Annotated in this window: 20 protein-coding genes and 1 tRNA gene; 16 read left to right on the top strand and 5 right to left on the bottom strand. The window is 68.3% G+C overall.

Annotation, left to right across the window (positions count from 1 at the left end):
- The first annotated feature begins 1 nt into the window (after position 1).
- The 8 genes from ACN8ZM_RS11700 to ACN8ZM_RS11665 all read left to right on the top strand — a co-directional run bounded on the left by ACN8ZM_RS11700 (position 2) and on the right by ACN8ZM_RS11665 (position 8,459).
- A complete protein-coding gene (locus ACN8ZM_RS11700; RefSeq protein WP_420210017.1) occupies positions 2-613 on the top strand; it encodes a HutD family protein in 612 nt (203 codons plus the stop codon).
- A gap of 4 nt (positions 614-617) precedes the next feature.
- A complete protein-coding gene (hutI, locus tag ACN8ZM_RS11695) occupies positions 618-1,841 on the top strand; it encodes an imidazolonepropionase (protein WP_043190451.1) in 1,224 nt (407 codons plus the stop codon).
- Positions 1,842-1,898: 57 nt separating this feature from the next.
- Complete coding sequence (locus ACN8ZM_RS11690) at positions 1,899-3,275, top strand: formimidoylglutamate deiminase (RefSeq protein WP_420210016.1); 1,377 nt, start codon at positions 1,899-1,901, stop codon at positions 3,273-3,275.
- Between the two features lie 59 nt (positions 3,276-3,334).
- The gene (gene hutG / locus ACN8ZM_RS11685; protein ID WP_420210015.1) at positions 3,335-4,132 is read left to right on the top strand and encodes an N-formylglutamate deformylase; all 798 of its coding nucleotides are present in this window, start codon (positions 3,335-3,337) and stop codon (positions 4,130-4,132) included.
- A 354-nt stretch (positions 4,133-4,486) separates the two neighbouring features.
- On the top strand, positions 4,487-4,711 hold the full coding sequence (locus ACN8ZM_RS11680) for a hypothetical protein (protein ID WP_080741814.1): 225 nt from the start codon (positions 4,487-4,489) through the stop codon (positions 4,709-4,711).
- 168 nt (positions 4,712-4,879) lie between these two features.
- On the top strand, positions 4,880-5,686 hold the full coding sequence (locus ACN8ZM_RS11675; protein ID WP_043190443.1) for a gamma-glutamyl-gamma-aminobutyrate hydrolase family protein: 807 nt from the start codon (positions 4,880-4,882) through the stop codon (positions 5,684-5,686).
- Positions 5,687-5,698: 12 nt separating this feature from the next.
- A complete protein-coding gene (locus ACN8ZM_RS11670) occupies positions 5,699-7,036 on the top strand; it encodes a glutamine synthetase family protein (protein WP_043190440.1) in 1,338 nt (445 codons plus the stop codon).
- A 28-nt stretch (positions 7,037-7,064) separates the two neighbouring features.
- Entirely contained in the window at positions 7,065-8,459 is a 1,395-nt protein-coding gene (locus ACN8ZM_RS11665; RefSeq protein WP_420210013.1) for an aspartate aminotransferase family protein, read from the top strand.
- Between the two features lie 90 nt (positions 8,460-8,549).
- Here ACN8ZM_RS11665 and ACN8ZM_RS11660 read toward each other — a convergent pair.
- Both ACN8ZM_RS11660 and ACN8ZM_RS11655 read right to left on the bottom strand, forming a co-directional pair.
- Positions 8,550-8,624: transfer RNA gene (locus ACN8ZM_RS11660), tRNA-Val, on the bottom strand.
- 82 nt (positions 8,625-8,706) lie between these two features.
- Positions 8,707-9,189 carry an Lrp/AsnC family transcriptional regulator gene (locus tag ACN8ZM_RS11655; protein ID WP_043190434.1) on the bottom strand — a complete coding sequence of 161 codons (483 nt, stop codon included), beginning with the start codon at positions 9,187-9,189 and terminating at the stop codon, positions 8,707-8,709.
- A gap of 191 nt (positions 9,190-9,380) precedes the next feature.
- On the opposite strand from ACN8ZM_RS11655, the gene ACN8ZM_RS11650 reads away from it, so the two are divergent.
- The 4 genes from ACN8ZM_RS11650 (at position 9,381) to ACN8ZM_RS11635 (ending at position 13,667) form a co-directional block, all read left to right on the top strand.
- Complete coding sequence (locus ACN8ZM_RS11650; RefSeq protein WP_420210012.1) at positions 9,381-10,595, top strand: amino acid aminotransferase; 1,215 nt, start codon at positions 9,381-9,383, stop codon at positions 10,593-10,595.
- A 31-nt stretch (positions 10,596-10,626) separates the two neighbouring features.
- Positions 10,627-11,013 carry a RidA family protein gene (locus ACN8ZM_RS11645; RefSeq protein ID WP_420210011.1) on the top strand — a complete coding sequence of 129 codons (387 nt, stop codon included), beginning with the start codon at positions 10,627-10,629 and terminating at the stop codon, positions 11,011-11,013.
- A 70-nt stretch (positions 11,014-11,083) separates the two neighbouring features.
- Positions 11,084-12,154 carry a porin gene (locus ACN8ZM_RS11640; RefSeq protein ID WP_420210010.1) on the top strand — a complete coding sequence of 357 codons (1,071 nt, stop codon included), beginning with the start codon at positions 11,084-11,086 and terminating at the stop codon, positions 12,152-12,154.
- Between the two features lie 91 nt (positions 12,155-12,245).
- A complete protein-coding gene (locus tag ACN8ZM_RS11635; RefSeq protein WP_420210009.1) occupies positions 12,246-13,667 on the top strand; it encodes an amino acid permease in 1,422 nt (473 codons plus the stop codon).
- Positions 13,668-13,688: 21 nt separating this feature from the next.
- On the opposite strand, the gene ACN8ZM_RS11630 is transcribed toward ACN8ZM_RS11635, so the two are convergent.
- A complete protein-coding gene (locus ACN8ZM_RS11630) occupies positions 13,689-14,591 on the bottom strand; it encodes a LysR family transcriptional regulator (RefSeq protein ID WP_089450900.1) in 903 nt (300 codons plus the stop codon).
- 173 nt (positions 14,592-14,764) lie between these two features.
- Here ACN8ZM_RS11630 and ACN8ZM_RS11625 point away from each other — a divergent pair, with 173 nt between their 5' ends.
- From ACN8ZM_RS11625 to ACN8ZM_RS11615, 3 genes are all read left to right on the top strand, one after another.
- Positions 14,765-16,516 carry an acyl-CoA dehydrogenase family protein gene (locus ACN8ZM_RS11625; protein WP_043190419.1) on the top strand — a complete coding sequence of 584 codons (1,752 nt, stop codon included), beginning with the start codon at positions 14,765-14,767 and terminating at the stop codon, positions 16,514-16,516.
- A complete protein-coding gene (locus tag ACN8ZM_RS11620) occupies positions 16,513-17,715 on the top strand; it encodes a CaiB/BaiF CoA transferase family protein (RefSeq protein WP_420210008.1) in 1,203 nt (400 codons plus the stop codon). The genes ACN8ZM_RS11625 and ACN8ZM_RS11620 overlap by 4 nt, the downstream gene beginning before the upstream one ends.
- 139 nt (positions 17,716-17,854) lie before the next feature.
- A complete protein-coding gene (locus ACN8ZM_RS11615; RefSeq protein ID WP_043190413.1) occupies positions 17,855-19,270 on the top strand; it encodes an MFS transporter in 1,416 nt (471 codons plus the stop codon).
- 125 nt (positions 19,271-19,395) lie between these two features.
- Here ACN8ZM_RS11615 and ACN8ZM_RS11610 read toward each other — a convergent pair whose 3' ends face one another.
- Together ACN8ZM_RS11610 and argA are read right to left on the bottom strand one after the other, a co-directional pair.
- Positions 19,396-19,671 carry an oxidative damage protection protein gene (locus tag ACN8ZM_RS11610; RefSeq protein ID WP_006478357.1) on the bottom strand — a complete coding sequence of 92 codons (276 nt, stop codon included), beginning with the start codon at positions 19,669-19,671 and terminating at the stop codon, positions 19,396-19,398.
- 49 nt (positions 19,672-19,720) lie between these two features.
- Positions 19,721-21,100 carry an amino-acid N-acetyltransferase gene (argA, locus tag ACN8ZM_RS11605; protein ID WP_043190410.1) on the bottom strand — a complete coding sequence of 460 codons (1,380 nt, stop codon included), beginning with the start codon at positions 21,098-21,100 and terminating at the stop codon, positions 19,721-19,723.
- A 23-nt stretch (positions 21,101-21,123) separates the two neighbouring features.
- On the opposite strand from argA, the gene hrpA reads away from it, so the two are divergent.
- Positions 21,124-25,332 carry an ATP-dependent RNA helicase HrpA gene (hrpA, locus tag ACN8ZM_RS11600; protein ID WP_420210007.1) on the top strand — a complete coding sequence of 1,403 codons (4,209 nt, stop codon included), beginning with the start codon at positions 21,124-21,126 and terminating at the stop codon, positions 25,330-25,332.
- Positions 25,333-25,368 lie beyond the last annotated feature (36 nt).

Here is a 25,368-nt window from a genome sequence, read left to right as displayed (position 1 = left end):
CATGACGGCGCTCCACCAGGCGCCGGTGAACGCGACGATGATCCGCGCAGCGGATCTCGTCGCGTCGCCATGGAAGAACGGCGGTGGCGTGACGCGCGAAATCGGCGCGTTCCCGCCGGGCGCTGCGCTCGACGCGTTCGCGTGGCGCGTGAGCGTCGCGGACGTCGGCACGGCCGGGCCGTTCTCGCGTTTCGACGGAATCGACCGCACGCTCGTGCTGCTGTCCGGCGCGGGCATGACGCTCGCCGAGGAAGGTGGCGCACGCCACGTGCTCGATGCACCGCTGGCCCGCGCGGATTTTGCGGGCGAGGCGGCGATCGACGCGACGCTGCACGACGGCGCGACGCGCGACTTCAACCTGATGACGCGCCGTTCGGCTGCGCGCGGGGCGCTCGACGTATGGCGCGCAGGTGCGCACCGCATTGAGCGCGCGGATACCGTGCTGCTGTATTGCGCGGCCGGCGAGGCTGCCGTTGAAATCGACGGCGCACGCTACACACTGGAAGAAATGGACACGCTGCGGCTCGACGGGCCGCGGCGTGCGTTTGACGTCGTCGTGAGCGGTAGCGGCGCGTTGCTCGCCGTGTCGCTCGCCATCGGCGAACGAGACTGAACGCATGAAATCGACTGTCTGGCATCACCTGAGGCTGTGTCCGCACGGCCATCCCGACGAGACGATCGACGACGCGGCGATCGCCGTCGACGAAACCGGCACGATCGTCTGGCTCGGCGCGATGTCCGCGCTGCCGCACGGTTATGCCCACTGGCAACGCGAGGATCTGCACGGCGCGTGGGTGACGCCGGGCCTCGTCGACTGCCATACGCACCTCGTGTACGGCGGCACGCGTGCCGACGAATTCGCGCAGCGTCTCGCGGGCGTCAGCTATGAGGAAATCGCGCGGCAGGGCGGCGGGATCGTGTCGACGGTGCGCGCGACCCGCGCGGCCGACGAGACGACGCTGTTCGTGCAGGCCGCCGCACGCCTGCAGCCGCTGCTCGCCGAAGGCGTGACCGCGATCGAGATCAAGTCGGGCTACGGGCTCGACCTCGCGAGCGAGCGCAAGATGCTGCGCGTCGCGCGCCAGCTCGGCGAACGCTTCCCGGTCAGCGTCTACACGACCTTTCTTGGCGCGCATGCGCTGCCGCCCGAATACGCGGGCCGCGCGGATGCGTATATCGACGAAGTGTGCGACCGGATGCTGCCGGCGCTGGCCGACGAGGGGCTCGTCGACGCGGTCGACGTGTTCTGCGAACGCATCGGCTTTTCGCTCGCGCAGACCGAGCGCGTGTTCGAGGCCGCGACGCGGCGCGGGCTGCCCGTGAAGCTGCACGCGGAGCAACTGTCGAACGCGGGCGGCACGGCGCTCGCCGCGCGCTACCGCGCACTGTCCGCCGATCACCTCGAATTTCTCGACGAAGCCGGCATCGAGGCGATGAAGGCGGCCGGTACGGTTGCCGTGCTGCTGCCCGGCGCGTACTACTTCATCCGCGAGACGCAACTGCCGCCGATCGAACTGCTGCGCAAGCATGGCGTGCCGATCGCGCTCGCGACGGATCACAACCCCGGCACGTCGCCGCTCGAATCGCTGCTGCTGACGTTGAACATGGGCTGCACGCTGTTCCGCATGACGGTGCCCGAAGTGCTGCAGGGCGTCACGCGCCATGCGGCCGCGGCGCTCGGCCGTGCGGATCGCCACGGCGCGCTCGAGGTCGGCCGCCAGGCCGACTTCGCCGCCTGGTCGGTCGGCTCGCTGGCGGAGCTCGCCTACTGGATCGGCCGGCCGCTGTGCGAGCAGGTCGTACGCGGCGGCACGACCGTGTTTCGCCGGATGAATGGATAGTTTTGCAGCGGGCCGGGCACGTTAGCGCGTGATCCGGCCGCTCGACAAGGAATCAGAATGACCGACACCCTGTTGTTCGCGGACCATGCGTACCTGCCCGACGGCTGGCGCCGCAATGTGTTGCTGCGCTGGGACGCGGCCGGCACGCTGACCGGCGTGACGCCCGACACCGACGCACCCGCGGGCGTCGCGCGTGCGGCAGGGCCGGTGTTGCCCGGCATGCCGAACCTGCATTCGCACGCATTCCAGCGCGCGATGGCGGGGCTCACCGAATACCGCGCGAATCCGTCCGACAGCTTCTGGAGCTGGCGCGACCTGATGTACCGCTTCGCGCTGAAGATCACGCCCGACGCGCTCGCGGCGATCGCACGCTGGCTGTATGTCGAGATGCTCAAGTGCGGCTACACGTCGGTGTGCGAATTCCACTACGTGCACCACACGCAGGACGGCTCGCGTTATCCGCAGATCGCGGAACTCGGCACGCGTGTGATCGACGCCGCGCGCGCGGCCGGCATCGGCATCACGATGCTGCCCGTGTCGTACCAGTTCGCCGGCTTCGGCAACAAGCCGCCGCGCGACGACCAGCGCCGGTTCATCAACACGCCCGACGGTCTGCTCGAACTGCTCGACGCGATGCGTCGCACGGCACCGGAGCACGGCGGGCTGCGCTACGGCGTTGCACCGCACTCGCTGCGGGCGGTATCCGAGAACGGCTTGCGCGCGCTGCTCGACGGGTTGCCCGACGATGCGCCCGTGCATATCCATATCGCCGAACAAACGGCCGAAGTCGACGACTGCGTGCGTGCGTACGGCGCGCGCCCGGTGCAATGGCTGCTCGATCGCTTCGACGTCGATGCGCGCTGGTGTCTCGTGCACGCGACGCACGTCGACGCAGCCGAAACGGCCGCGCTCGCGAAGCGTCGTGCAGTTGCCGGCCTGTGCCTGACGACCGAAGCGAACCTCGGCGACGGCGTGTTCCCGGCCGTCGACTATCTTGCGCAGGGCGGCGTGATCGGCGTCGGCTCGGACAGCCACGCGTCGGTCGACTGGCGCTCGGAGTTGCGCTTGCTGGAATACGGGCAACGGCTCGTGCACCGCGCGCGCAACGTGCTGGCGAGCGACACGCAGGCGCATGTCGCCGATCGCCTGTTCGACGCGTCGCTCGCGGGCGGCGCGCAGGCCAGCGGGCGGCGTGTCGGTGCGCTGCGCGAAGGCTGCCGCGCCGACTGGCTCGTGCTCGATCCCGATCATCCGGCGATCGCCGAACACGACAGCTCGTCGTGGATGTCGGGTATCGTGTTCGCGGAGCATGGCGAGACGCCGGTGCTCGACGTCTACACGGGCGGCGAGCGCGTCGTGAGCGGCCGCCGCCATCGCGACGAAGCCGTCGCGTATGCCGACTACCGCGCCGCGCTGGCGCAACTGCTGCGCTGACGCGCGCAACCGGCGCACGCTGCATGCGTGCGCCGGCAGACCTCCAACGGTGATGCGACATGACTGAACAACCGGCTGTATTCACGCTGAAGCAGGGCACGCTGCCGCTGCTGATCTCGATTCCGCACGCAGGCACGCACATCCCCGACGACATCGCCGCGACGATGGCGGACGATGCGCGTTTCGTCGACGATTGCGACTGGCATCTCGAACGGCTGTACGGATTCGCGGCCGACCTCGGCGCATCGGTCCTCGTGCCGTCGCACGCGCGTTACGTCGTCGACCTGAACCGTCCGCCCGACAACGAGAACCTGTACCCGGGGCAGGACACGACGGGGCTCGTGCCGGTCGATACGTTCGACAAGGCGCCGTTGTATCCGGCGAACGCACTGCCCGGCAACGACGAGATCATGCGTCGCCGCGATCGCTACTGGCTGCCGTATCACGACGCGCTGCAAAGCGAAGTCGCGCGCCTGAAGCACGAGCACGGCCGCGTGCTCGTGTGGGAAGCGCATTCGATCCGCTCGCACGTGCCGCGCTTCTTCGACGGCCGCCTGCCGGACTTCAACTTCGGGACGTCGAGCGGCGCGAGTGCCGCACCGGGTCTCGCAGAGGCGCTGGCCGCGCGCGTGCTCGAACACGGCGGCTATACGGCGGTCGCGAACGGGCGCTTCAAGGGCGGCTACATCACGCGTCACTATGGCGTGCCCGATACCGGCGTCGAGGCCGTGCAGCTCGAGCTCTCGCAGATCACCTACATGGAAGAGACGCGTCCTTACGCGTATGACGAAACGCGCGCGGCGCGGATTGTGCCGCTATTGCAGACGCTCGTCGAAACCGCGCTCGCGCATCGTTGAGCCCGGGCCGCACGGATGCGGCAGCGCGGCGGAGCAGGTGGGTCGCACCCCGCCGGCATGCAGTGCGCCGCACCGATGCAATGCACAACACGGCATCGATCCACGCGATCGATGCCGTTTTTTTCGTCTGATCGATGCCTTCATCGGCACCTGAAAATTTGACGCAATTTTTAGGTGATATAAGCTGAATGTCAGGAAGTCGTCACGCGCGCACCGGCGGCGGGGCCATCGATCGTGGCCGCACCGCGCCGGCATGCACTGCGAGACACCTTGCCGACGTGTCGCCGCGCGGCATTGCCGCATGCGCTTCATCGCGACACGTGTCCTGCATTCATCAGTCAGTCGAGTACGATCGTGAAAGCCGCCAGCCCTTCGATACGCCGGACGCGAAGTCCGTCGGCGGGCGCGCCGCCTCAGGCCGGGCCGATCCGGCATGCTGATCGCGGCACGCGTGCCGCCTTTTTACGCGAGCCTCGCTTCTTCGCCATTTCCCATCGCGGCCTGCGCCGCTTCAATCTCGTGACCGCGCACGTGTTCAGCGCGGTCCAGTGCGACGGCAGCGCATCGTTGTTGCCCTAGCGTCCTTTTCCGCTTCCGTTCCGGGTCGCACCGCCTGTTGCCGCATCGTCCGCGCGGCAGGATCGCGTGTGAGCATGCGCCGCGTCGCGGTGCACGCGCGCGGCGCCGGCACGAACCCTCATCGTCCCGCGTGCGAACGCGTCGCGCGCGATTACCGGAGAGATACCCATGCGCCCGCGCCCGATCGTAGCCGTTACCGCCGACCGCATCCTGCGCGGTGCGCATCCGAACCACACGGCGGGGGAGAAGTACCTGGCCGCGCTCGTCGATGGCGCCGGCGCGCTTGCATTCGTGCTGCCCGCGCTCGGCGCGCGCCAGCCGGCCGACGCGATCGTCGCGGCGGTCGACGGGTTGCTGCTGACCGGCAGTTATTCGAACGTCGAGCCGCATCACTACGGCGGCGCCGCGAGCGCGCCCGACACGCTGCACGATCCCGCGCGCGACGCGACCGCGCTGCCGCTGATCCGCGCGGCGATCGAAGCGGGCGTGCCCGTGCTCGCGATCTGTCGCGGCATGCAGGAGTTGAACGTCGCGTACGGCGGCACGCTGCACCAGCGGCTGCACGCGACGACCGGCTTCGACGATCATCGCGAGCGGCCGGCCGATCCGCTTGAACGGCAGTACGGCCCGGCGCACGTCGTGCAGTTCGCGTCCGGCGGCCTGCTGCAGCGGGTCGCGCGCGGTGCGCAGGAGGCGACGGTCAATTCGCTGCACGACCAGGGCATTGCGCAACTCGGCGCGGGGCTCGTCGTCGAAGCCAGTGCGCCTGACGGACTGGTCGAGGCCGTCAGCGTGCGCGGCGCGCGCGCGTTCGCGCTCGGCGTGCAGTGGCACCCCGAATGGCGCTACGCGGAACAGCCGCTGTCGCGCGACATCTTCGCGGCATTCGGCGCGGCGTGCCGCGCGCGCATGACGCATCGCATTCATGCAACCGGTGGCGCGATGCCGTCGCCGGCCGCATCCGACGTCGACTGATAGAGGCCGATCATGGAACCCGAACTGAGCGAATTCCTGCGACAGCATCGCATCACCGAGGTCGAGGCGATCATTCCCGACATGGCCGGCATCGCGCGCGGCAAGATCATCCCGCGCAACAAGTTCGAATCCGGCGAATCGATGCGCTTGCCGCAGGCCGTGATGGTGCAGACCGTCACCGGCGACTATCCGGAGGACGGTACGCTGACCGGCGTGACCGATCCCGACATGGTGTGCGTGCCCGATCCGTCGACGATCTGCCTGATTCCGTGGGCCGTCGATCCGACCGCGCAGGTGATCCACGACTGCGTGCACTTCGACGGCTCGCCGGTCGAGATCTCGCCGCGCTACGTGCTGCGACGCGTGCTCGATCTGTACAAGGCGAAAGGCTGGCAGCCGGTCGTCGCGCCCGAGCTCGAGTTCTATCTCGTCGACATGAACGCCGATCCGGACCTGCCGCTGCGTCCGCCGGTCGGCCGCACCGGGCGCGCGGAGACCGGCCGGCAGTCGTATTCGATCGAAGCCGTGAACGAGTTCGATTCGCTGTTCGAGGACATCTACGAATACTGCGAGATGCAGGGCCTCGATATCGAGACGCTGATCCACGAGGTCGGCGCCGCGCAGATGGAGATCAACTTCGTACACGGTGATGCGCTGTCGCTCGCCGACCAGGTGTTCCTGTTCAAGCGTACGGTGCGCGAGGCGGCGCTGCGCCACAACATGTACGCGACCTTCATGGCGAAGCCGATGCAGGACGAGCCGGGCTCCGCGATGCACATCCACCAGAGCCTGGCCGATGCGCGCACGGGGCGCAACCTGTTCTCCAACGAAGACGGCGCAGTGTCGCCGATGTTCCACAGCTACCTCGCGGGGCTGCAGAAGTACACGCCCGCGCTGATGCCGATCTTCGCGCCGTACATCAACTCGTATCGCCGGCTGTCGCGCTTCATGGCTGCACCGATCAACGTGCAGTGGGGCTACGACAACCGTACGGTCGGCTTCCGCATTCCGCAGTCGGGCCCGTCGGCGCGCCGCATCGAGAACCGGATTCCGGGCGTCGACTGCAATCCGTACCTCGCGTTCGCGGCGACGCTCGCCGCCGGCTATCTCGGCTTGACGCAACAGCTTGCACCGACCGAGCCGATCGCGTCGGATGGCTACAAGCTGCCGTACCAACTGCCGCGCAATCTCGAGGAGGGCATCTCGCTGATGGCGGCCTGCACGCCGCTGGCCGGCATTCTCGGCGACAAGTTCGTGAAAGCCTACCTGGCGCTGAAGGACACCGAATACGAAGCGTTCTTCCGCGTGATCAGCTCGTGGGAACGCAGGCATCTGCTGCTGCACGTGTGAGCGTGCGGCACTGTTTTCCGGAGGAAACATGACCGATCGAAACGAAGCCTTCTCACCGCATTCGACCGCGGATTACCGCGCGCTCGACGCCGCACACCACATCCACCCGTTCTCCGACATGGGCGCGCTGAACCACGCGGGCAGCCGCGTGATCGTGAAGGCTGATGGCGTCTACCTGTGGGACTCGGACGGTAACAAGATCATCGACGGGATGGCCGGCCTCTGGTGCGTGAACGTCGGCTACGGCTGCAAGGCACTTGCCGACGCCGCGTATCGCCAGCTCCAGGAACTGCCGTTCTACAACACGTTTTTCAAGACCACGCACCCGCCGGTGATCGAACTCTCCGCGATGCTCGCGGAAGTCACGCCGAAGGGCTTCAACCACTTCTTCTATTGCAACAGCGGCTCGGAAGGCAACGACACGGTGCTGCGCCTCGTGCACCAGTACTGGCGCGTGCAGGGCCAGCCGCAGAAGAAGTACGTGATCTCGCGCAAGAACGGCTATCACGGCTCGACGATCGCCGGTGGCACGCTCGGCGGGATGGGCTACATGCACGAGCAGATGCCATCGAAGGTCGAGAACATCGTACACATCGACCAGCCGTATTTCTTCGGCGAAGCGGCGGCCGGCGAAACGCCGGAAGCGTTCGGCCTGGCCCGCGCGCAGGAGCTCGAAGCGAAGATCCTCGAACTCGGCGCGGAGAACGTCGCCGCGTTCATCGGCGAGCCGTTCCAGGGCGCGGGCGGCGTGATCTTCCCGCCGTCGACGTACTGGCCGGAAATCCAGCGGATCTGCCGCAAGTACGACATCCTGCTCGTCGCTGATGAAGTGATCGGCGGCTTCGGCCGCACCGGCGAATGGTTCGCACACCAGCACTTCGGCTTCGAGCCGGACCTGATCACGATGGCGAAGGGCCTCACGTCGGGCTACGTGCCGATGGGTGCCGTCGGCATTCACGAGCGCGTCGCGCGGCCGATCATCGATAACGGCGAATTCAACCACGGCCTCACATACTCGGGCCACCCGGTCGCGGCGGCCGTCGCGGTCGCGAACCTGAAGCTGCTGCGCGACGAAGGGATCGTCGAGCGCGTGAAGAACGACATCGGGCCGTACTTCCAGCGCCGGCTGCGCGATGCGCTGGGCGCTCATCCGATCGTCGGGGAGATTGCGGGAGCGGGGCTGGTCGCGGGCGTGCAGCTTGCGCGTGATCGGGACCGGCGCGAGCGGTTCGGCGCGAATGTCGATATCGGCACGATCTGCCGCGACTTCTGCTTCAACGGCAACCTGATCATGCGCGCGACCGGCGACCGGATGCTGCTATCGCCGCCGCTGGTGATTCGCGAAGCGGAGGTCGACGAGATCGTCGACAAGGCGAAGCGCGCGTTCGATGCGACGGCGGAGCGGGTGGGGCGCGCGCAGTAAGCCGGCGCGGCATTGCGTGCGCGCCGAGAGGCAAGCGCGACGCCAAAACGAAAAGGCCCTGCGTCGTGAGACGCAGGGCCTTGAATTCTTTGGTGGGCGGTACTGGGATCGAACCAGTGACCCCTGCCGTGTGAAGGCAGTGCTCTACCGCTGAGCTAACCGCCCAAAGAAGAAAAGATTATGTCAGGAATTTTGGGGTCTGTAAAGGACTTTCTGCAAATATTTTTCAGACCCGCGCAACGACCGGTCAGCCGGCCGTCGACGGCTCAACGAGATCGAGGATCGACCCGTCGCGCTTGAGCGTCGCGAGCACGATGCTCGAGTTGATCGACATCACGCCCGCGGCGCGGTGCAGCCGGTTGATCACGAAATCCGAATAGTGATCGAGATCGCGCGCGCGAACCGTCAGCACGTAGTTCGACCCGCCCGTGACGATCTGCGCCGCGATGACCTCCGGCCACTGCTGGATCGCCTCCACGAACCGGTCGTGCCACTCGGGTACGTCCGGCCGCATCGACACATGCACGAGCGCCTCGAACGCGACACCGACCTTCTTCGGCTCGATCGTGCAGCGATACCCGGCAATGGCGCCGCGTTCCTCCAGCAGCTTCACGCGCCGCAGGCATGCCGACGGCGACAGCGCGACCGCGTTCGCGAGGTCCTGATTGCTGATGCGTCCGTCCCGTTCGAGGTGCCGGAGGATCCGCATGTCGGTTCGATCCAGAGTCATTTCGCAGAATCCGGTGAATTTTGAGATGAGATCCGCAGACTCTACTGCAATCGGATCGGTTCGTCATCGAAAAGTGAAGCTCATTCTATTTCGTCCTCGATAACATGCGCCCCATGTCCCGGCCGCTCATCCCGACGCAACGTGGTGCCGCCGGTTGGTCCGCCGCCTTCAACCTTTACCGTCATTCCGCCATGTACCAACACGTTCCCGCCTACCCGGGCGATCCGATCCTGTCGCTGTTCCAGGCATTCCAGCAGGATGCGCATCCGCACAAGGTCAACCTGAGCATCGGCCTCTACTACGACGACGCGGGCCGGATTCCGGTCCTCGACAGCACGCGCATCGCGGCCGCGCAGCTACGCGATGCCGGTGCGCCGCACACGTATCTGCCGATGGAAGGGCTCGCCGCGTACCGGCAGGGCGTGCAGCGCCTCGTGTTCGGCGACGACTGCGCGGCGCTCGCGCAAGGGCGCATCGCGACGCTGCAGACGCTCGGCGGATCGGGCGCGATCCGGCTCGGCGCGGAATTCGTGAAGCGTTATTTCCCCGACAGCGCGATCTGGATCAGCGACCCGACGTGGGACAACCACCGCGTGATCTTCTCGGCCGCCGGCCTCGACGTGCACACGTATCCGTACTACGACGCATTGCGCAACGACATCCGCGTCGACGCGATGCTTGCCACGCTCGATGCGTTGCCGGCGCGCAGCGTCGTGCTGCTGCAGCCGTGCTGCCACAACCCGACGGGGCTCGACCTCGGTCGCGACGCATGGCGCGCGGTAATCGACGTGCTCGCGCGGCGCGGACTGATTCCGTTCCTCGACATGGCGTACCAGGGGTTCGGCGACGGTCTCGCCGACGACGCGTGGGCCGTGCGCGCGATCGTCGATGCCGGGCTGCCCGCGATCGTCAGCAATTCGTTCTCGAAGAACTTCTCGCTGTACGGCGAGCGCGTCGGCGGGCTGTCGGTCGTCTGCGCGAACGCGGGCGAGGCCGCGACGGTGCTGAGCCAGTTGCAGGCCGGCGTGCGCCGCACCTATTCGAGCCCGCCGCTGTTCGGCGCGCAACTCGTGTCGACCGTGCTGAACGACGACGCGCTGCGCGTGCGCTGGGAAGGCGAGGTCGCGCAGGTGCGCACGCGCATCAAGCGGATGCGCGGCGAACTGAAGGCCCGGCTCGATGCGCGGCTGCCGGACCGCGCGTTCGACGCACTCGTCACGCAGCGCGGGATGTTCAGCTACACGGGCATGGCCGCGACCGACGTCGACCGGTTGCGTGCGTCGCACGGCGTCTATCTGCTGCGCTCGGGGCGCATGTGCATCGCGGGCCTGAACGATGCGAACGTCGACCACGTCGCGAACGCGATCGCCGAGGTGCTCGGCGGCGCGTCGCGGCGGGCTGCCTGAATTTCCCGACCCCGATCCGAAGGAGGACACGATGGCTGAAACGATCCCGGTCGACCTGCCGCAGCTCGCACAACCGTTCTCGTGGGCGACCCGCGCGGGCGGGTTGATGTTCACGGGGCACGGGCCGGTCGACGCGTCCGGTGCGATTGCCGGTGACACGATGGCCGAACAGGCGCGCACCACGCTCGCGAATCTCGCGAAGGCCGTCGCGGCGGCCGGCGCGACGATGGACGACGTCGCACAGGTGCTCGTCTACTTGTCCGACGTGAAGGCGATGCCCGAATTCGATGCCGAATACCGGCGCCACTTCCGCGAGCCGTATCCGAACCGGACGTGCGTCGGCGTGCAGGGTTTCGCGCATCCGGCGATGCGCGTCGAACTCGTCGCGTACGTCGCGCTGCCCGCGGCACGCATCTAGCAGGAACACCGCATTGCGCGGTGTGCAGTCACACAATCATCGATAAACGACAACAGGACTGGAGGAGAACATGAGGACAATCCATCGATTCGCACTGCCAATGGTGGCGGGTGCGCTTGCCGCGAGCGGCGCGATGGCGCAGAGCAGCGTGACGCTGTACGGGATCGTCGACCAGAGCATTCGCTATACGACGCATGCCGACGCATCGAACGATGCGAGCGTGCAGATGACCAACGGCGCGATCACGAACAGCCGCTGGGGGCTGAAGGGCAGTGAGGCGCTCGGCGGCGGGCTGAAGGCGATCTTCCAGCTGGAGAGCGGCTTCGAGCCGCAGAACGGGCAGCTCGACGGCGCGCTGTTCGGCCGCTACGCGTATGTCGGCCTCGCGAGCGACTGGGGTACCGTGAAGCTCGGCCGCCAGGCGACCGAGGCGTTCAACCTGTTCGGCGATCTCGATCCGCTGACGGTCGGCAACTACACGGCCAACATGTGGCCGTATTTCCTCACGCAAGGGCGTGCGAGCAACGTCGTCAGCTACGACGGCACGTTCGGCGGGCTGAACGTCGGCGCGAGCTACGGCTTCGGCGGCGTCGCGGGCAGCCTCGGCGCGAATGCGTACTGGGGCACGCACGTGTCGTACACGCAGGGCGGGCTGATGGTCGGCGCGACGTACCAGCAGGTGCGCGACCTGACGAGCCGCGCGCAGCAGGCGTGGGGCGCGGGCGCACGCTACGCGTTCGGCGCGGCGACGCTGTACGCGGGCTATCTCGGCGGTATCGACCGCACGGGCATGCTCGACCAGCAACTGCTGAACGCGCCGGGCCGCGACGTGACCTACGGTGCGTTCGCGGACAACCCGCGCCGCGACGCGATCTTCTATACGGGCGCGAGCGTCAAGGTCACGCCGGCCGTGTCGGTGACGGGCGTCGCGTATTACGACGACATCCGCAACGTCAACGGCGTCGCCGGTAACGGCGGCAAGCGCTATACGGGCGTGCTCGAGGCCGAGTACGCTTTGTCGAAGGCCACGCAGGTCTACGCGACGGTCGACTACAACCGCGTGACGGGCGGCGCGTTCACGGAAATGCCCGGACGCGGCAACCAGACGGGCGTTGCGGCCGGCCTGCGCCATATGTTCTGAGCACGCGGCGCGCGGCGGCCGGCCGGTCCGGCGCCGGCCCGCGCGCCGTTGACGTTCCGACCGGACAATCGCTTTCGAACGAGGTCACTCGATGCAACCAGAAGGGCAATTCCAGCATATCGCGGCGCGCGAGCAAGGGCTGCGCCGCACGCTTTCCGCACGGCAGATGACGATGATCGCGATCGGCGGCGCCATCGGCACCGGTCTCTTTCTCGGCAGCGGCTTCGCGATCGGCTTCGCGGGCCCGAGCGTGCTCGTCAGCTACGCGATCGGCGCGTTCATCTCGCTGCTGCTGATGGGCTGTCTCGCGGAGATGACGGTCGCGCACCCGACCTCCGGGTCGTTCGGCGCGTATGCCGAACATTACGTGAGCCCGTGGGCCGGATTCCTCGTGCGCTACGCATACTGGGCGTGCATCGTGCTGGCGGTCGGCACCGAGGTCACTGCGATCGCGCTGTACATGAAGTACTGGTTCCCGGGCGTGCCGGGCTGGCTGTGGATCGTCGGGTTCTCCGCGCTGCTGGTGTTCGTCAACGCGCGCAGCGTCGACGTGTTCGGCGCGGTCGAGTACGGCTTCTCGGTCGTGAAGATCGCGGCGATCGTCGGCTTCATCCTGCTCGGCGCCTATGTCGTGTTCGGCAATCCGGGGCTGGTCGGCGACGGTGCGGCACGCGCGGGATTCCACCATTACACGGATCACGGCGGCTTCTTTCCGAAGGGGGCGTGGGGCACGTGGGTCGCGGTGATCGTGTCGATCTTCAGCTACTTGAGCATCGAGATGATCGCGGTCGCGGCCGGCGAAGCCGAGGATCCCGAGCGCGCGGTCACGCGTGCGTTCCGCTCGACGATCGTGCGGCTCGTGCTGTTCTACCTCGTCACGCTCGCGCTGATGCTTGCGATCGTGCCGTGGACGGCGGCGGGGCGCGACGAAAGCCCGTTCGTGAAAGTGATGGAGGCGATCCACCTGCCGGGCGCGGCCGGGCTGATCAACTTCGTCGTGCTGATCGCCGCGCTGTCCGCGATGAACAGCCAGCTCTACATCACGACGCGGATGATGTTCAGCCTGTCGCGCGCGGGGCATGCGCCGAAGGCGCTCGGGGAAGTGAACGCGCGCGGCGTGCCGTTCGGCGCGCTGATGCTGTCGACGCTCGGCATCGCGCTGGCGACCGTGCTGAGCGTGCTGTATCCGGACGCGTCGTTCACGATCATGATGGCGGTGTCGATGTTCGGCGCGCTGTTCACGTGGATGATGATCTTCGTCACGCACTACTGTTTCCGGCGTCGCCGGGCGGCGCTCGGCCTGCCGGCGCCCGCGTTCCGGATGCGCGGCTTTCCGCTGCTGACGCTGCTCGGCGCGGGCCTGATGCTCGCGGTGATGGTGACGACCTACTTCACCGCCGAATTCCACATGACGCTGATCTTCGGCATTCCGTTCCTGGTTGCGCTGTCGGTCGTGTACGCGGTGTGGTATCGGCGCGCGCAGCCGGTACTCCAGCCCGACGCGAAGTCGTGAGGTAGCGGTCGGGCCGTGCACTCAGCCCGCGAGCGCGGGCAGTGCGTCGATCGATGCACGCACGTAGTCGGCGAAACGCAGCGCAACCGGTTCGGCCGTGCCGCTGCGCTTCAGTGCGAGCGTGCGCGATTCGAGCGACGCATCCTTCAGCGGCCGGAACGCGAGCCGGTCGCTCTTCACCTGCTGCAGCACGCGCGGCACGAGCGCGATCCCCATTCCGAACTCGATCATCGACAGGATCGTCTGCCACAGCCGTGCCTCGTGGCGGATCAGCGGGCTGAAGCCGGCGTTTACGCATTGCGCGATGATCAGGTCGTGATAGTGCGGCGCCGCTTCGCGCGGAAACAGGATGAACGGTTCGGCGGCCAGCGCGGCGAGCGCGACCTGCTTGCGCTTCGCGAGCGGATGCGCGGCCGGCAGGCAGCACACGAACGGTTCCGCATAGACGGGCGTCGATTCGACCTCGGGCGGGAAGTGGCCCCAGTGCGCGTAGCCGAGATCGATCTGGCCGCGCTGGATCGCCTGCACCTGCGCCTGCGTGTTCATTTCGCTCAGCACGACCTCGACACCGGGATAGTCGGCCTCGAAGCGCCGCACGGCATCGGGCAGCCCGCGATACAGCATCGAATGAACGAAGCCGATCCGCAGCCGGCCGGCGAGACCGGACGCGGAGCGCACCGTCAGGCGTTCGGCCTCGGCCGCCTGCAGCAGCAGCCGGCGCGCTTCGCCGAGCAGCACCTCGCCCGCGTTGGTCAGCGCGACGGTCTTGTTGGTGCGCGAGAACAGCTGCACGCCGAGCGCGTCCTCGAACTTGCGGATGTCGAAACTCAGCGCAGGCTGCGAGATGAACAGGCGCTTTGCCGCGCGCCCGAAATGCAGTTCCTCGGCGACCGCCACGAAGTAGCGCAACTGCCTCAGTTCCATGGTGTCTCCTCGCGGCGTCGGCATCGATAAGCGATATCTATCGTACCGGATAAATCCTGTATTGGACGCTTATCGATCGCGCGCCTACGCTCTGCGGAAGGCTTTGCACGGGACTGGCGAGGCGCCGCGGCGCCGCCGCCAGCCGACGTGCAGGCAACCCTGGAGACGCACGCATGAACGACACCGCTCGCACGCCGGACGCCGGCGCATCCAATATCCCCGACAGCCGGGGCATCAATTTCTTCACGGTCGATCCCGATCTCGGCGCGTTGCTGAAGCTGCATCTCGGCGATGCGCACTATGCCGGGCTGGCGCCGCGGCTGCACGCGCTCGGCGCGCGCGTGTCGGGCGAGCTCGACGAATGGGCGTCGCGCGCGGACAAGCACCCGCCCGTGCTCGAGCACCGCAACCGGCGCGGCGAGGCCGTGCAGCGGATCGACAAGGATCCCGCGTATGTCGCGCTCGAACGCGTCGCGTATGCCGAACTCGGGCTCGCGTCGCTGAGCCACGGGTCCGAATCCGTCCCGCCGCTCGTCAAGTACGCGCTGACGTTCCTGTTCGTGCAGGCCGAATTCGGGCTGTGCTGCCCGGTCAGCATGACCGATTCGCTGACGCACACGCTGCGCCGTCACGGCGATCCGGCGCTGGTCGCGCGCTACCTGCCGATGCTTGCGTCGCGCGATTTCGACACGCTGTACCAGGGCGCGATGTTCATGACCGAACAGGCGGCCGGGTCCGACGTCGGCCGCATCACGACGCGCGCAACGCGTGAGACGGACGCGCACGGCGAGACCGTGTGGCGCCTGCATGGCGACAAGTGGTTCTGCTCGAACGCGGACGCCGATCTCGCGATGGTGCTCGCGCGTCCCGACGGCGCGCCGGACGGCATCAAGGGGCTGGGCCTGTTCCTGTTGCCGAAGACGCTGCCGGACGGCACGCGCAACCGCTACCGGATCGTGCGGCTGAAGGACAAGCTCGGCAGCCGCTCGATGGCGAGCGGCGAGATCACGCTCGAAGGCGCGCAGGCGTTCCTGATCGGCGAGATCGGCCGCGGCTTCCACCAGATGGCCGACATGATCAATCTGTCGCGGCTGTCGAACGGCGTGCGCGCGGCGGGGCTGATGCGGCGTGCGCTGAACGAGGCGCTGCACGTCGCCACGCATCGCGAGGCGTTCGGCCGCAAGCTGATCGACATGCCGCTGATGCAGCGGCAGCTGCTGAAGATGTTGCTGCCGGCCGAGGCGGCCCGCGCGATGTTCATGCAGATCGCGCTGCTGCTGCCGCAGGCTGATGCGGGCGACGAGCAGGCCGCGCGCTGCGTGCGGATCCTGACGCCGCTGATCAAGTTCCGCGCGTGCCGCGATGCGCGGCGCGTGACGGGCGATGCGATGGAAGTGCGCGGCGGCACCGGCTACATCGAGGAATGGAGCGATGCGCGCGTCGTGCGCGATGCGCATCTGGGCTCGATCTGGGAGGGCACGAGCAACATCGTCGCGCTCGACGTCGCGCGGGCCGCGCAGCGCGAGCAGGCGCTCGATGCGCTGCGCGCGTTGCTCGGCGATCGCCTCGGCGCGGCGCCGCTGCCCGATGCGAGCCGCGCAGCGCTGCGGCGCATTCTCGCGCGCGCCTGCGACGCGCTCGCGCGGGTCGCGGCCGAAGGCGACGACGCACGCGTGCGGCAGGCCGCGTCCGCGCTGTACTACGCGAGCGCGGCCGTGCTGATGGCCTGCGAGGGCGTGCGGCTCGCGCCGGATTTCCGGCGGCTCGCGCTCGCGCACCTGATCGTGCGCCACAAGCTGCTGCCGGTCGATCCGCTCGCACCGGCGTCGCGCGACGACGAATCGGCCGCGTACGGCGCATTGCTGCGCGGCACGCCGATCGCGCTCGATACCGCGCTCGACCTGCTGCCGGAGGTCGAACGATGAGCCCGACGCGTGGCGCACTGGACGGCCTGAAGGTCGTCGACCTGAGCCGTGTGCTCGGCGGCCCGTACTGCACGCAGGCGCTCGCCGACCACGGGGCGACGGTGGTCAAGATCGAGCCGCCGGACGGCGACGAGACGCGCGGCTGGGGGCCGCCGTTCCTCGGCGATACCGCGTGGTATTTCATGGGCGTCAACCGCAACAAGGAAGGGCTCGCGCTCGACCTGTCGCGCGACGAGGGGCGCGCGATCCTGTGGCGCCTGCTCGAAGAGGCCGACGTGCTCGTCGAGAACTTCAAGCCCGGCACGCTCGCGCGCTGGGGGATGGATTACGCGCGCGACCTGCAGCCACGCTTCCCGCGCCTGATCCACTGCGCGGTGACGGGCTTCGGCGAAGGCGGCCCGCTTGGCGGGCTGCCCGGCTACGACGCGGTGATCCAGGCGATGGCGGGACTGATGAGCGTCAACGGCGAGCGCGACGGCGATGCGACGCGCATCGGTCTGCCGATCGTCGACATGGTCACGGGCCTCAACGCGCTCGCGGGCATCCTGCTGGCACTCGCGGAGCGCGAGAAGAGCGGGCGCGGGCAGTCGATCGACATCGCGCTGTACGACTGCGGCGTGTCGCTGCTGCATCCGCACCTGCCGAACTTCTTCGGCTCCGGGCGCGTGCCGGAGCGCAGCGGCAACGCGCATCCGAACATCGCGCCGTACGACAGCTATCGCACGGCGACCGTGCCGATTTTTCTCGCGATCGGCAACGACCGGCAGTTCGCGCGGCTCGTCGCGCATCTCGGCGTGCCGGCGCTCGCAAGCGATCCGCGCTTCGTCGACAACCGCAGCCGCTGCGCGCACCGGCCCGAGCTGAAGGCCGAACTGGAAGCACGGCTCGCCGCGCACGCATGCGAGCCGCTCGCGCGCGACCTGATGGCGGCCGGCGTGCCGTGCGGGCCGGTGCGCACGGTGGCCGACGTCGCGCACGATCCGCATGCGTTGCACCGAAACCTGTTCGTCGAGATCGGCGCGTATCGCGGCACGGCGTCGCCGGTGAAGCTGTCGCGCACGCCGGCCACCTATCGTTCGCCGCCGCCCGCGCTGGGCGGCGACACGCGCGCGGTGCTCGATCGCCTCGGCGTCGATCCCGCGCTCCAGCAGCAATTGCTCGACGCTGGCGTGCTGAAGATCGCACCCGACCAGACGTGACTGACCGACGCGCGCGCCGGTGAGCCTGGCTGCGCGACGAAGCGGAACGTCAAGCAACACCGCCAGCCGGCGGCGCAAGGCCGGCCATCCGGCAAGGCGCGCGCCAGTCGCGCCGCCGATCACAAACATGGAGACATCGATGAACCGCCAGCCATCCCCGACCGCCGCGCCGCAGCCGCGGCCCGGCCGCGCCGCCCTCGCGGCGTTCGTCGGCACCACGATCGAGTGGTACGACTTCTACATCTACGGCACGGCCGCAGCGCTCGTGTTCGGCAAGGTGTTCTTTTCAAGCACGATGGATCCCGGCGTCGCGACGCTGCTGGCGTTCGTCACGTTCTGGGCCGGCTTCGCCGCGCGGCCGCTCGGCGGCATCGTGTTCGGGCATCTCGGCGATCGGGTCGGCCGCAAGACGGCGCTCGTGATCACGCTGGTGATGATGGGGCTGGCCACGACCGGCATCGGCCTGTTGCCCGGCTATGCGCAGATCGGCGTCTGGGCGCCGGCCGGCCTCGTCGTGCTGCGCGTGCTGCAGGGCATCGCGGTCGGCGGCGAGTGGGGCGGCGCGGTGCTGATCGCGAGCGAGAACGCGCCGAAGCATCGCAGCATCCTGTATGCGGCGTTCGCGCAGCAGGGCTCGCCGACCGGCAACCTGCTGGCCACGGCCGCGTTCTTCGCGCTGAGCGCGCTGCCGACCCCGTCGTTCCTGATGTGGGGCTGGCGCATTCCGTTCCTGCTGTCGGCCGTGCTCGTGATCATCGGCATGGTGATCCGGCTGAGGCTCGAGGAGTCGGCCGACATGCAGCGCGTGCTCGCGCGCAAGCGCACCGTGAAGCTGCCGTTGCGCGACGTCGTGCGCGATCACTGGGTGGTCGTGCTGCTCGCGGCCGGCACGCTGCCGGTGATCAACGTCACGTACTTCCGCAGCACGTTCGCGTTGTCGTGGGCGACCAAGACGCTCGGCTACGCGCAGGGCACGTTCCTCGGCATCCTGTCGATCTCGCTCGTCGTGCAGTTCCTGATGCAGCCGGTCGGCGCGTGGTTCGTGTCGAAGGTCGACATGCGCCGCGCGATGTGCTGGATCCTGATTCCGGAAATCGTGCTGATGCCCGTGATGTTCCATGCGCTCGCGACGCGTTCGTACTGGGTGGCCGTCGCGGGCATGTGCATCTCGACGATTCCGTCGGCGATGTTCTATGGCGCGGTCGGCGGCGTGCTCGCGCGCGTGTTCCCGGCGAACATCCGCTACACCGGCCTGTCGCTCGCGTATCAGTTGAGCGCGCTCGTCGTCGGCGGCGGCACGCCGGTGCTCGCGCAGGCGATCCTCAATGCGACCGGCAGCATCGTCGGCGTCGCGGTCGCATCGGGGCTTTACGCGTTCGTGTCGCTTGTCTGCATGCTGGTGCTGCTGAATCGCACCGGGTATCGCGCGGATGAGCTGTCGACGGCCGAACGCAGCGACGCGGCCGAATGGGGCACCGAAGGCGGCAGCGCGGAACCCGCGGCCGGCGGGACTGCGCAGCCGGGCGAGGGCGGCGCGCTGAAACCGGCCGGCTGAGCGGCGCGCGCGAGGCTGGAACGCACCGAACACGCGCCCCAAAAGAAAACGGCACCGTGCGAAACACGGTGCCGTCTTTCCTGGAGCGCACGGCCGGCAGGTAGCCAGCCGCGCGCATCGCGTCATCAGCCTTCCGTCGGCGGCACGTAGCCGGACGCCTGGTCCGCGCCGTCGCCGAAGAAGTACTTCTCGGTCTGCTTCATCAGGTACTGGCGCGCGCGCGGGTCGGCCATGTTCAGGCGGTTTTCGTTGATCAGCATCGTTTGCTGCTTCAGCCAGCCTTGCCACGCTTCCTTCGAGACGCTCTCGTAAATGCGCTTGCCGAGTTCGCCCGGCAGCGGCGGGAAATCGAGGCCTTCGGCTTCCTTGCCGAGCTTCGCGCATTGAATCATTCGAGCCATCGTGTACTTCTCCTGTAATCGGTCTGGGGGAGGGCAGTCGTGCCTGCGCTCAGAGCTGCTTCATCAGCACGAGCGACTTGCGCTGCCAGTTATAGAGTTTGCGGCGGTCTTCCGGCAGGTCGTCGACGCTGACCTTGACGAAGCCGCGCTTGAGGAACCAGTGCTCGGTGCGCGTCGTGAGCACGAAGATATGCGTGAGGCCGCGCGCGCGGGCACGCTGCTCGATGCGCTTGAGCAGGCGTTCGCCGTCGCCCGAGCCCTGCGCTTCCGGCGCGACCGTCAGGCACGCCATCTCGCCGATCTTCTCCTGCTGGTACGGATACAGCGCCGCACAGCCGAACAGCACGCCATCGTGCTCGATCACCGAGAAGTGGTCGATGTCGCGTTCGATCTGGTGGCGGCCGCGTCGTACCAGCGTGCCGTCCGACTCGAGCGGCTCGATCAGCGACAGGATACCGCCGACGTCGTCCGGCGTCGCTTCGCGCAGGCTTTCGAGGTTCTCGTACGAGATCATCGTGCCGACGCCGTCGTGCAGGAACAGTTCGAGCAGCATGCTGCCGTCGAGCGACTGCGGAATCAGGTGCGCCCGGGTCACGCCGCCGCGGCACGCGCGGATCGAATGCTTCAGGAAGAACGCGTCGTCGCCCTGGACGTTGCCGGAATCGAGCAGCTCGGCCGCCGCGTCGAGCGACATTTCGCGGATCAGCTCGCCTTCGTCGTCGACGATGCCGGGGCCTTCGGTCAGGAACACGATCTTGTCGGCGCGCAGCGCGATCGCGGCGGCCGACGCCACGTCTTCCATCGACAGGTTGAACGCTTCGCCGGTCGGCGAGAAGCCCAGCGGCGACAGCAGCACGAGCTTGCGGCTCGCGAGCGAATGACGGATCGATTCGGCGTCGATCTTGCGCACGATGCCCGTGTGCGCGAAATCGACCCCGTCGAGAATCCCCACCGGCCGTGCGGTCACGAAGTTGCCCGACACGACGCTGATGTGCGCGTGCGCCATCGGCGAGTTCGGCAGACCCTGGCTGATCGCGGCCTCGATGTCGAGACGCACTTCACCGGCCGCTTCCTTCGCGGATTCGAGCGCGCGCGCATCGGTGATGCGCAGGCCGTGCGAAAACTCGGATTCGACACCATGCAGGCTCAGCTGCTCCTCGACCTGCGGGCGCGAGCCGTGCACCAGCACGATCTGGATACCCATCGCCTGCAGCAGCGCGATGTCGGACACGAGCGCATTCAGCAGCCCCTGCTGCACCACCTCGCCGCCAAACCCCACGACGAACGTGCTGTTGCGGAACTTGTGGATATAGGGCGCGACGGAGCGCATCCAGTCGACGAACTGCGCGTGACTGGCGGCCGAGTCGTCGGCGGGCGGCGGCGTCGTGGCGCCGGTCTGGGCGGAGGGGAGGTCGGTTTGGGAATTCATGGGCGGGATTATAATGCGCCCCCATGTCGAATGTACCTAAAAGTCCCGCGCCGACGCGGGCCAAAGCGCCGTCGGCCCGGCACCCGGATGGTGCGGCCGATGCACGCGAGCAGCAGGGCCAGCCGCCTCGCCAGCAGCAGGAAAAGCCGGCGGGCAAGCCCGCACACGCGCCGCGCGGGCCGCGCGGCGACGAACGGCGCGGCGAGGCGCGCCAGCCGGACGCGAAGGGCGCACCCGCTGCAACGGGCGAGCGCGTGCCGCGCCGCGAGCGTCCGCCGCGCGCCGTCGTCGCACCGAATCCCGTCCCGCCGATCACGTACCCCGAAAGCCTGCCCGTGTCGGGCAAGCGCGACGAAATCGCGCGCGCGATCGCCGGTCATCAGGTTGTCATCGTCTGCGGTGAAACCGGCTCGGGCAAGACCACGCAGCTGCCGAAGATCTGTCTCGATCTCGGCCGCGGCCTCGGTGCCGGCGGCACGGGCCTGATCGGCCATACGCAGCCGCGCCGCCTCGCGGCGTCGTCCACCGGCCGCCGGATCGCCGAGGAACTCGGCACGCCGTTCGGCGAAGTGGTCGGCTACAAGGTGCGCTTTACCGACAATCTCGCGCCGGGCGCGTCCGTGAAGCTGATGACGGACGGGATCCTGCTCGCCGAGACGCAGACCGATCCGTTGCTGAAGGCGTACGACACGCTGATCATCGACGAGGCGCACGAACGCAGCCTGAACATCGACTTCCTGCTCGGCTACCTGAAGGAAATCCTGCCGAGGCGGCCGGACCTGAAGCTGATCGTCACGTCCGCGACGATCGACGCCGATCGCTTCGCGCGCCATTTCGGCACCGACGAGCGCCCGGCGCCCGTGATCGAGGTGAGCGGGCGGCTGTATCCGGTCGAGATGCGCTACCGGCCCGTGGCCGAGGATCGCCCGGCCGTGAAGAACGCGGAAGGCACGGGCGGCCGCGATCGCGTGAAGACCGCGCGCGAAGCCGAGCGCGACCTGATGGACGCGATCGTCGACGCGGTCGACGAGCTGTGCCGCGAAGGCCCCGGCGACGTGCTGGTGTTCCTGCCCGGCGAGCGCGAGATCCGCGAAGCGGCCGAGGCGCTGCGCAAGCACCATCCGCCGCACACCGAGATCCTGCCGCTGTTCGCGCGGCTCTCGGCGGCCGACCAGGACAAGGTGTTCAAGGCGTCGAACGCGCGCCGGATCGTGCTCGCGACCAACGTGGCCGAGACCTCGCTGACGGTGCCGGGCATCCGCTACGTCGTCGATACGGGCCTCGCGCGCGTGAAACGCTATTCGTACCGGAACAAGGTCGAGCAGCTGCAGGTCGAGTCGATCTCGCAGGCCGCCGCGAACCAGCGCGCGGGCCGCTGCGGCCGTGTGGCCGACGGCGTCTGCATCCGCTTGTACGAGGAAAGCGACTACCAGGCGCGCGCGCGCTTCACCGATCCGGAAATCCTGCGCTCGTCGCTCGCGTCGGTGATTCTGCGGATGAAATCGCTGCACCTGACGGCGATCGAATCGTTCCCGTTCCTCGAACCGCCGCCCGGCCGCGCGATCGCGGACGGCTACCAGTTGCTCAACGAGCTCGGCGCGGTCGACGACGACAACGCGCTGACGCCGCTCGGCCGCGAGCTCGCGCGGCTGCCGCTCGACCCGCGCGTCGGCCGGATGATTCTCGCCGCGCGCGACCAGCAGTCGCTGCGCGAGGTGCTGATCATCGCGAGCGCGCTGTCCGTGCAGGATCCGCGCGACCGCCCGATCGAGGCGCAGGAGCAGGCCGACCAGGCGCACCGCCGGTTTGCCGACGAGCGTTCCGAATTCCTGCAGTGGCTGAAGATCTGGGCGTGGTTCGAAGAGGCGGTTGCGCACAAGAAGTCGAACCGCCAGCTCGTTGACGCGTGCCGGCAGAACTTCCTGTCGCACCTGCGGCTGCGCGAGTGGCGCGACGTCCATTCGCAGCTGCTGACCGTGGTGCGCGAGCACGGCTGGCGGCTGAACGAAGTCGAGGCGACCTACGAACAGGTCCATCTGGCCCTGTTGACGGGCCTGCTCGGCAACCTCGGCCTGAAGGCCGACGACGATCCGCACTATCTCGGCGCGCGCGGGATCAAGTTCTATCTGTGGCCGGGCTCCGTGCTCGCGAAGAAGGCCGGCCGCTGGGTGATGGCGGCCGAACTCGTCGAGACGAGCCGGCTGTACGCGCGCTGCCTCGCGAAGATCGAGCCCGAATGGGTCGAGAAGATCGGCGCGCACCTGCTGAAGAAATCGCTGTCCGAGCCGCACTGGGAAAAGCGCCCGGCGCAGGTCAGCGCGTACGAGCGCGCGACGCTGTACGGGCTGCCGATCTACCACCGCCGGCGCGTCGCGTTCGGCAAGCAGGATCCGTCGCGGGCGCGCGAGCTGTTCATCCGCGGCGCGCTGGTTGAGGGCGAGTTCGACACGAAGCTCGCGTTCTTCGCGCACAACCGCAAGCTGCTCGCCGACATCGAGCAGCTCGAGCACAAGTCGCGCCGGCAGGACGTGCTGGTCGACGACGAGCTGATCTACGCGTACTACGACCAGGCGATTCCGGAAGGGATTCACACGGGCGCCGCATTCGAGCGCTGGTATCGCGACGAGGTGAAGAAGGGCGGCCAGCCCGAGGACAAGCTGCGGCTGCTGTACCTGTCGCGCGACGACCTGATGCGCCACGAGGCCGCCGGCGTGACGACCGAGCTGTTCCCGAAGCGCGCGACGATGGCCGGCGTCGAGATGGCGCTCACGTATCACTTCGAGCCCGGCACGCCGCGCGACGGCGTGACGCTCGCGGTGCCGCTGTACGCGCTGAATCAGGTCGACGCGCGCCGCTGCGAGTGGCTCGTGCCGGGGATGCTGAAGGAAAAGGTGCAGCTGCTGCTGAAGTCGCTGCCGCAGAAGCTGCGCCGGCACTGCGTGCCGCTGCCCGAGTACGCGGCCGGCTTCGTCGAGCGGATGGGGCGCGAGCGGTTCGGCGCGGGCGGGTTGGTCGAGGCGCTGATCGCCGACGTGCGCGGCGAAACGCAAATCGCGATGAAAACGGCCGACTTCAAGCTCGAGACGCTGCCCGCGCACCTGTTCATGAACTTCAAGGTGATCGACGAGCACGGCCGCCAGCTCGCGATGGGGCGCAATCTCGCGCAGCTTCGCCAGGAGCTGGGGGCGCAGGCGCAGCAGCAGTTCCAGAAGATCGCGGCGGCGTCGACGATCGCGGCCGGCGGCGATGCCGATGACGGCCAGGCCATCGGCCAGGCGCCGGCCACGGCCGTCACGGCTGGCGCCGCCGGCCGCAACGCGAAGGCCGGCAAGGGCGCGGCGCCGCAGACGGCCGCTCCGGCGGAAGCCGGCGCGACCGCGCTGTACGAGAACCTGACGACGTGGAATTTCGGCAAGCTGCCCGAGCTGCTGGAGATCCGCCGGCGCGGCCAGACGCTGTACGGCTACCCGGCGCTCGTCGATCGCGGCACGCATTGCGACGTCGAGGTGTTCGATTCGCCGGAGGAGGCCGCGCGCATCCACCGGGCCGGCCTGCGGCGGCTGTTCGCGCTGCAGCTGAAGGAGCCGATCAAGTTCCTCGAGAAGAACCTGCCGGGCCTGCGCGAGATGGCGATGCAGTACATGTCGCTCGGCACGCAGGACGAGCTGCGCGACCAGCTGATCGACACGGCGCTCGACCGCGCGTGCCTGCAGGACCCGCTGCCCGACGACGACGCGAGCTTCCACGCGCGCCGCGACGAGGGCCGGAGCCGCCTGAACCTGCTCGCGCAGGAAATCGCGCGGCTGGTCGGGCAGATCCTGGCCGAATATGCGGGGCTCGTGAAGAAGCTCGCGCAGGCGAAGCCGTTCGCGCAGGCCCACGCGGACCTGCAGCAGCAGCTCGCCGCGCTGGTCGGCAAGCGCTTCGTGATCGATACGCCCTATGCGCAACTGGCGCACTTCCCGCGCTACCTGAAGGGCATCGCGCTGCGGATCGACAAGCTGAAGGCCGATCCGGCACGCGACGCGAAGCAGTCGGCCGACCTGCTGCCGCTGGCCCAGCAATACCAGCGCGCGGTGTCGCAGCGCGGCGGGGTCGCCGATGCGCGGCTCGCGGAATTCCGCTGGCTGCTCGAGGAACTGCGGATTTCGCTGTTCGCGCAGGAACTGCGCACGCCGATGCCTGTCTCTGTCAAGCGTCTGCACAAGGTCTGGGAGTCGATGCAGCGCTAGCGCAACATCGGTTTTCCGGGCCCGCACCGGCGGCCG

The sequence above is a fragment of the Burkholderia aenigmatica genome (genome assembly GCF_048627025.1).
Taxonomy (GTDB): domain Bacteria; phylum Pseudomonadota; class Gammaproteobacteria; order Burkholderiales; family Burkholderiaceae; genus Burkholderia; species Burkholderia aenigmatica.
Note: the sequence above shows the minus strand (reverse complement) of the source record. Positions and strands in the feature narration are given on the sequence as shown.

Bases quoted from the DNA above. Each gene is read 5' to 3' on its own strand.
- ACN8ZM_RS11700 (WP_420210017.1), top strand. From the start codon at position 2: ATGACGGCGCTCCACCAGGCGCCGGTGAACGCGACGATGATCCGCGCA.
- hutI (WP_043190451.1), top strand. From the start codon at position 618: ATGAAATCGACTGTCTGGCATCACCTGAGGCTGTGTCCGCACGGCCAT.
- ACN8ZM_RS11690 (WP_420210016.1), top strand. From the start codon at position 1,899: ATGACCGACACCCTGTTGTTCGCGGACCATGCGTACCTGCCCGACGGC.
- hutG (WP_420210015.1), top strand. From the start codon at position 3,335: ATGACTGAACAACCGGCTGTATTCACGCTGAAGCAGGGCACGCTGCCG.
- ACN8ZM_RS11675 (WP_043190443.1), top strand. From the start codon at position 4,880: ATGCGCCCGCGCCCGATCGTAGCCGTTACCGCCGACCGCATCCTGCGC.
- ACN8ZM_RS11670 (WP_043190440.1), top strand. From the start codon at position 5,699: ATGGAACCCGAACTGAGCGAATTCCTGCGACAGCATCGCATCACCGAG.
- ACN8ZM_RS11665 (WP_420210013.1), top strand. From the start codon at position 7,065: ATGACCGATCGAAACGAAGCCTTCTCACCGCATTCGACCGCGGATTAC.
- ACN8ZM_RS11655 (WP_043190434.1), bottom strand. From the start codon at position 9,189: ATGACTCTGGATCGAACCGACATGCGGATCCTCCGGCACCTCGAACGG.
- ACN8ZM_RS11650 (WP_420210012.1), top strand. From the start codon at position 9,381: ATGTACCAACACGTTCCCGCCTACCCGGGCGATCCGATCCTGTCGCTG.
- ACN8ZM_RS11645 (WP_420210011.1), top strand. From the start codon at position 10,627: ATGGCTGAAACGATCCCGGTCGACCTGCCGCAGCTCGCACAACCGTTC.
- ACN8ZM_RS11640 (WP_420210010.1), top strand. From the start codon at position 11,084: ATGAGGACAATCCATCGATTCGCACTGCCAATGGTGGCGGGTGCGCTT.
- ACN8ZM_RS11635 (WP_420210009.1), top strand. From the start codon at position 12,246: ATGCAACCAGAAGGGCAATTCCAGCATATCGCGGCGCGCGAGCAAGGG.
- ACN8ZM_RS11630 (WP_089450900.1), bottom strand. From the start codon at position 14,591: ATGGAACTGAGGCAGTTGCGCTACTTCGTGGCGGTCGCCGAGGAACTG.
- ACN8ZM_RS11625 (WP_043190419.1), top strand. From the start codon at position 14,765: ATGAACGACACCGCTCGCACGCCGGACGCCGGCGCATCCAATATCCCC.
- ACN8ZM_RS11620 (WP_420210008.1), top strand. From the start codon at position 16,513: ATGAGCCCGACGCGTGGCGCACTGGACGGCCTGAAGGTCGTCGACCTG.
- ACN8ZM_RS11615 (WP_043190413.1), top strand. From the start codon at position 17,855: ATGAACCGCCAGCCATCCCCGACCGCCGCGCCGCAGCCGCGGCCCGGC.
- ACN8ZM_RS11610 (WP_006478357.1), bottom strand. From the start codon at position 19,671: ATGGCTCGAATGATTCAATGCGCGAAGCTCGGCAAGGAAGCCGAAGGC.
- argA (WP_043190410.1), bottom strand. From the start codon at position 21,100: ATGAATTCCCAAACCGACCTCCCCTCCGCCCAGACCGGCGCCACGACG.
- hrpA (WP_420210007.1), top strand. From the start codon at position 21,124: ATGTCGAATGTACCTAAAAGTCCCGCGCCGACGCGGGCCAAAGCGCCG.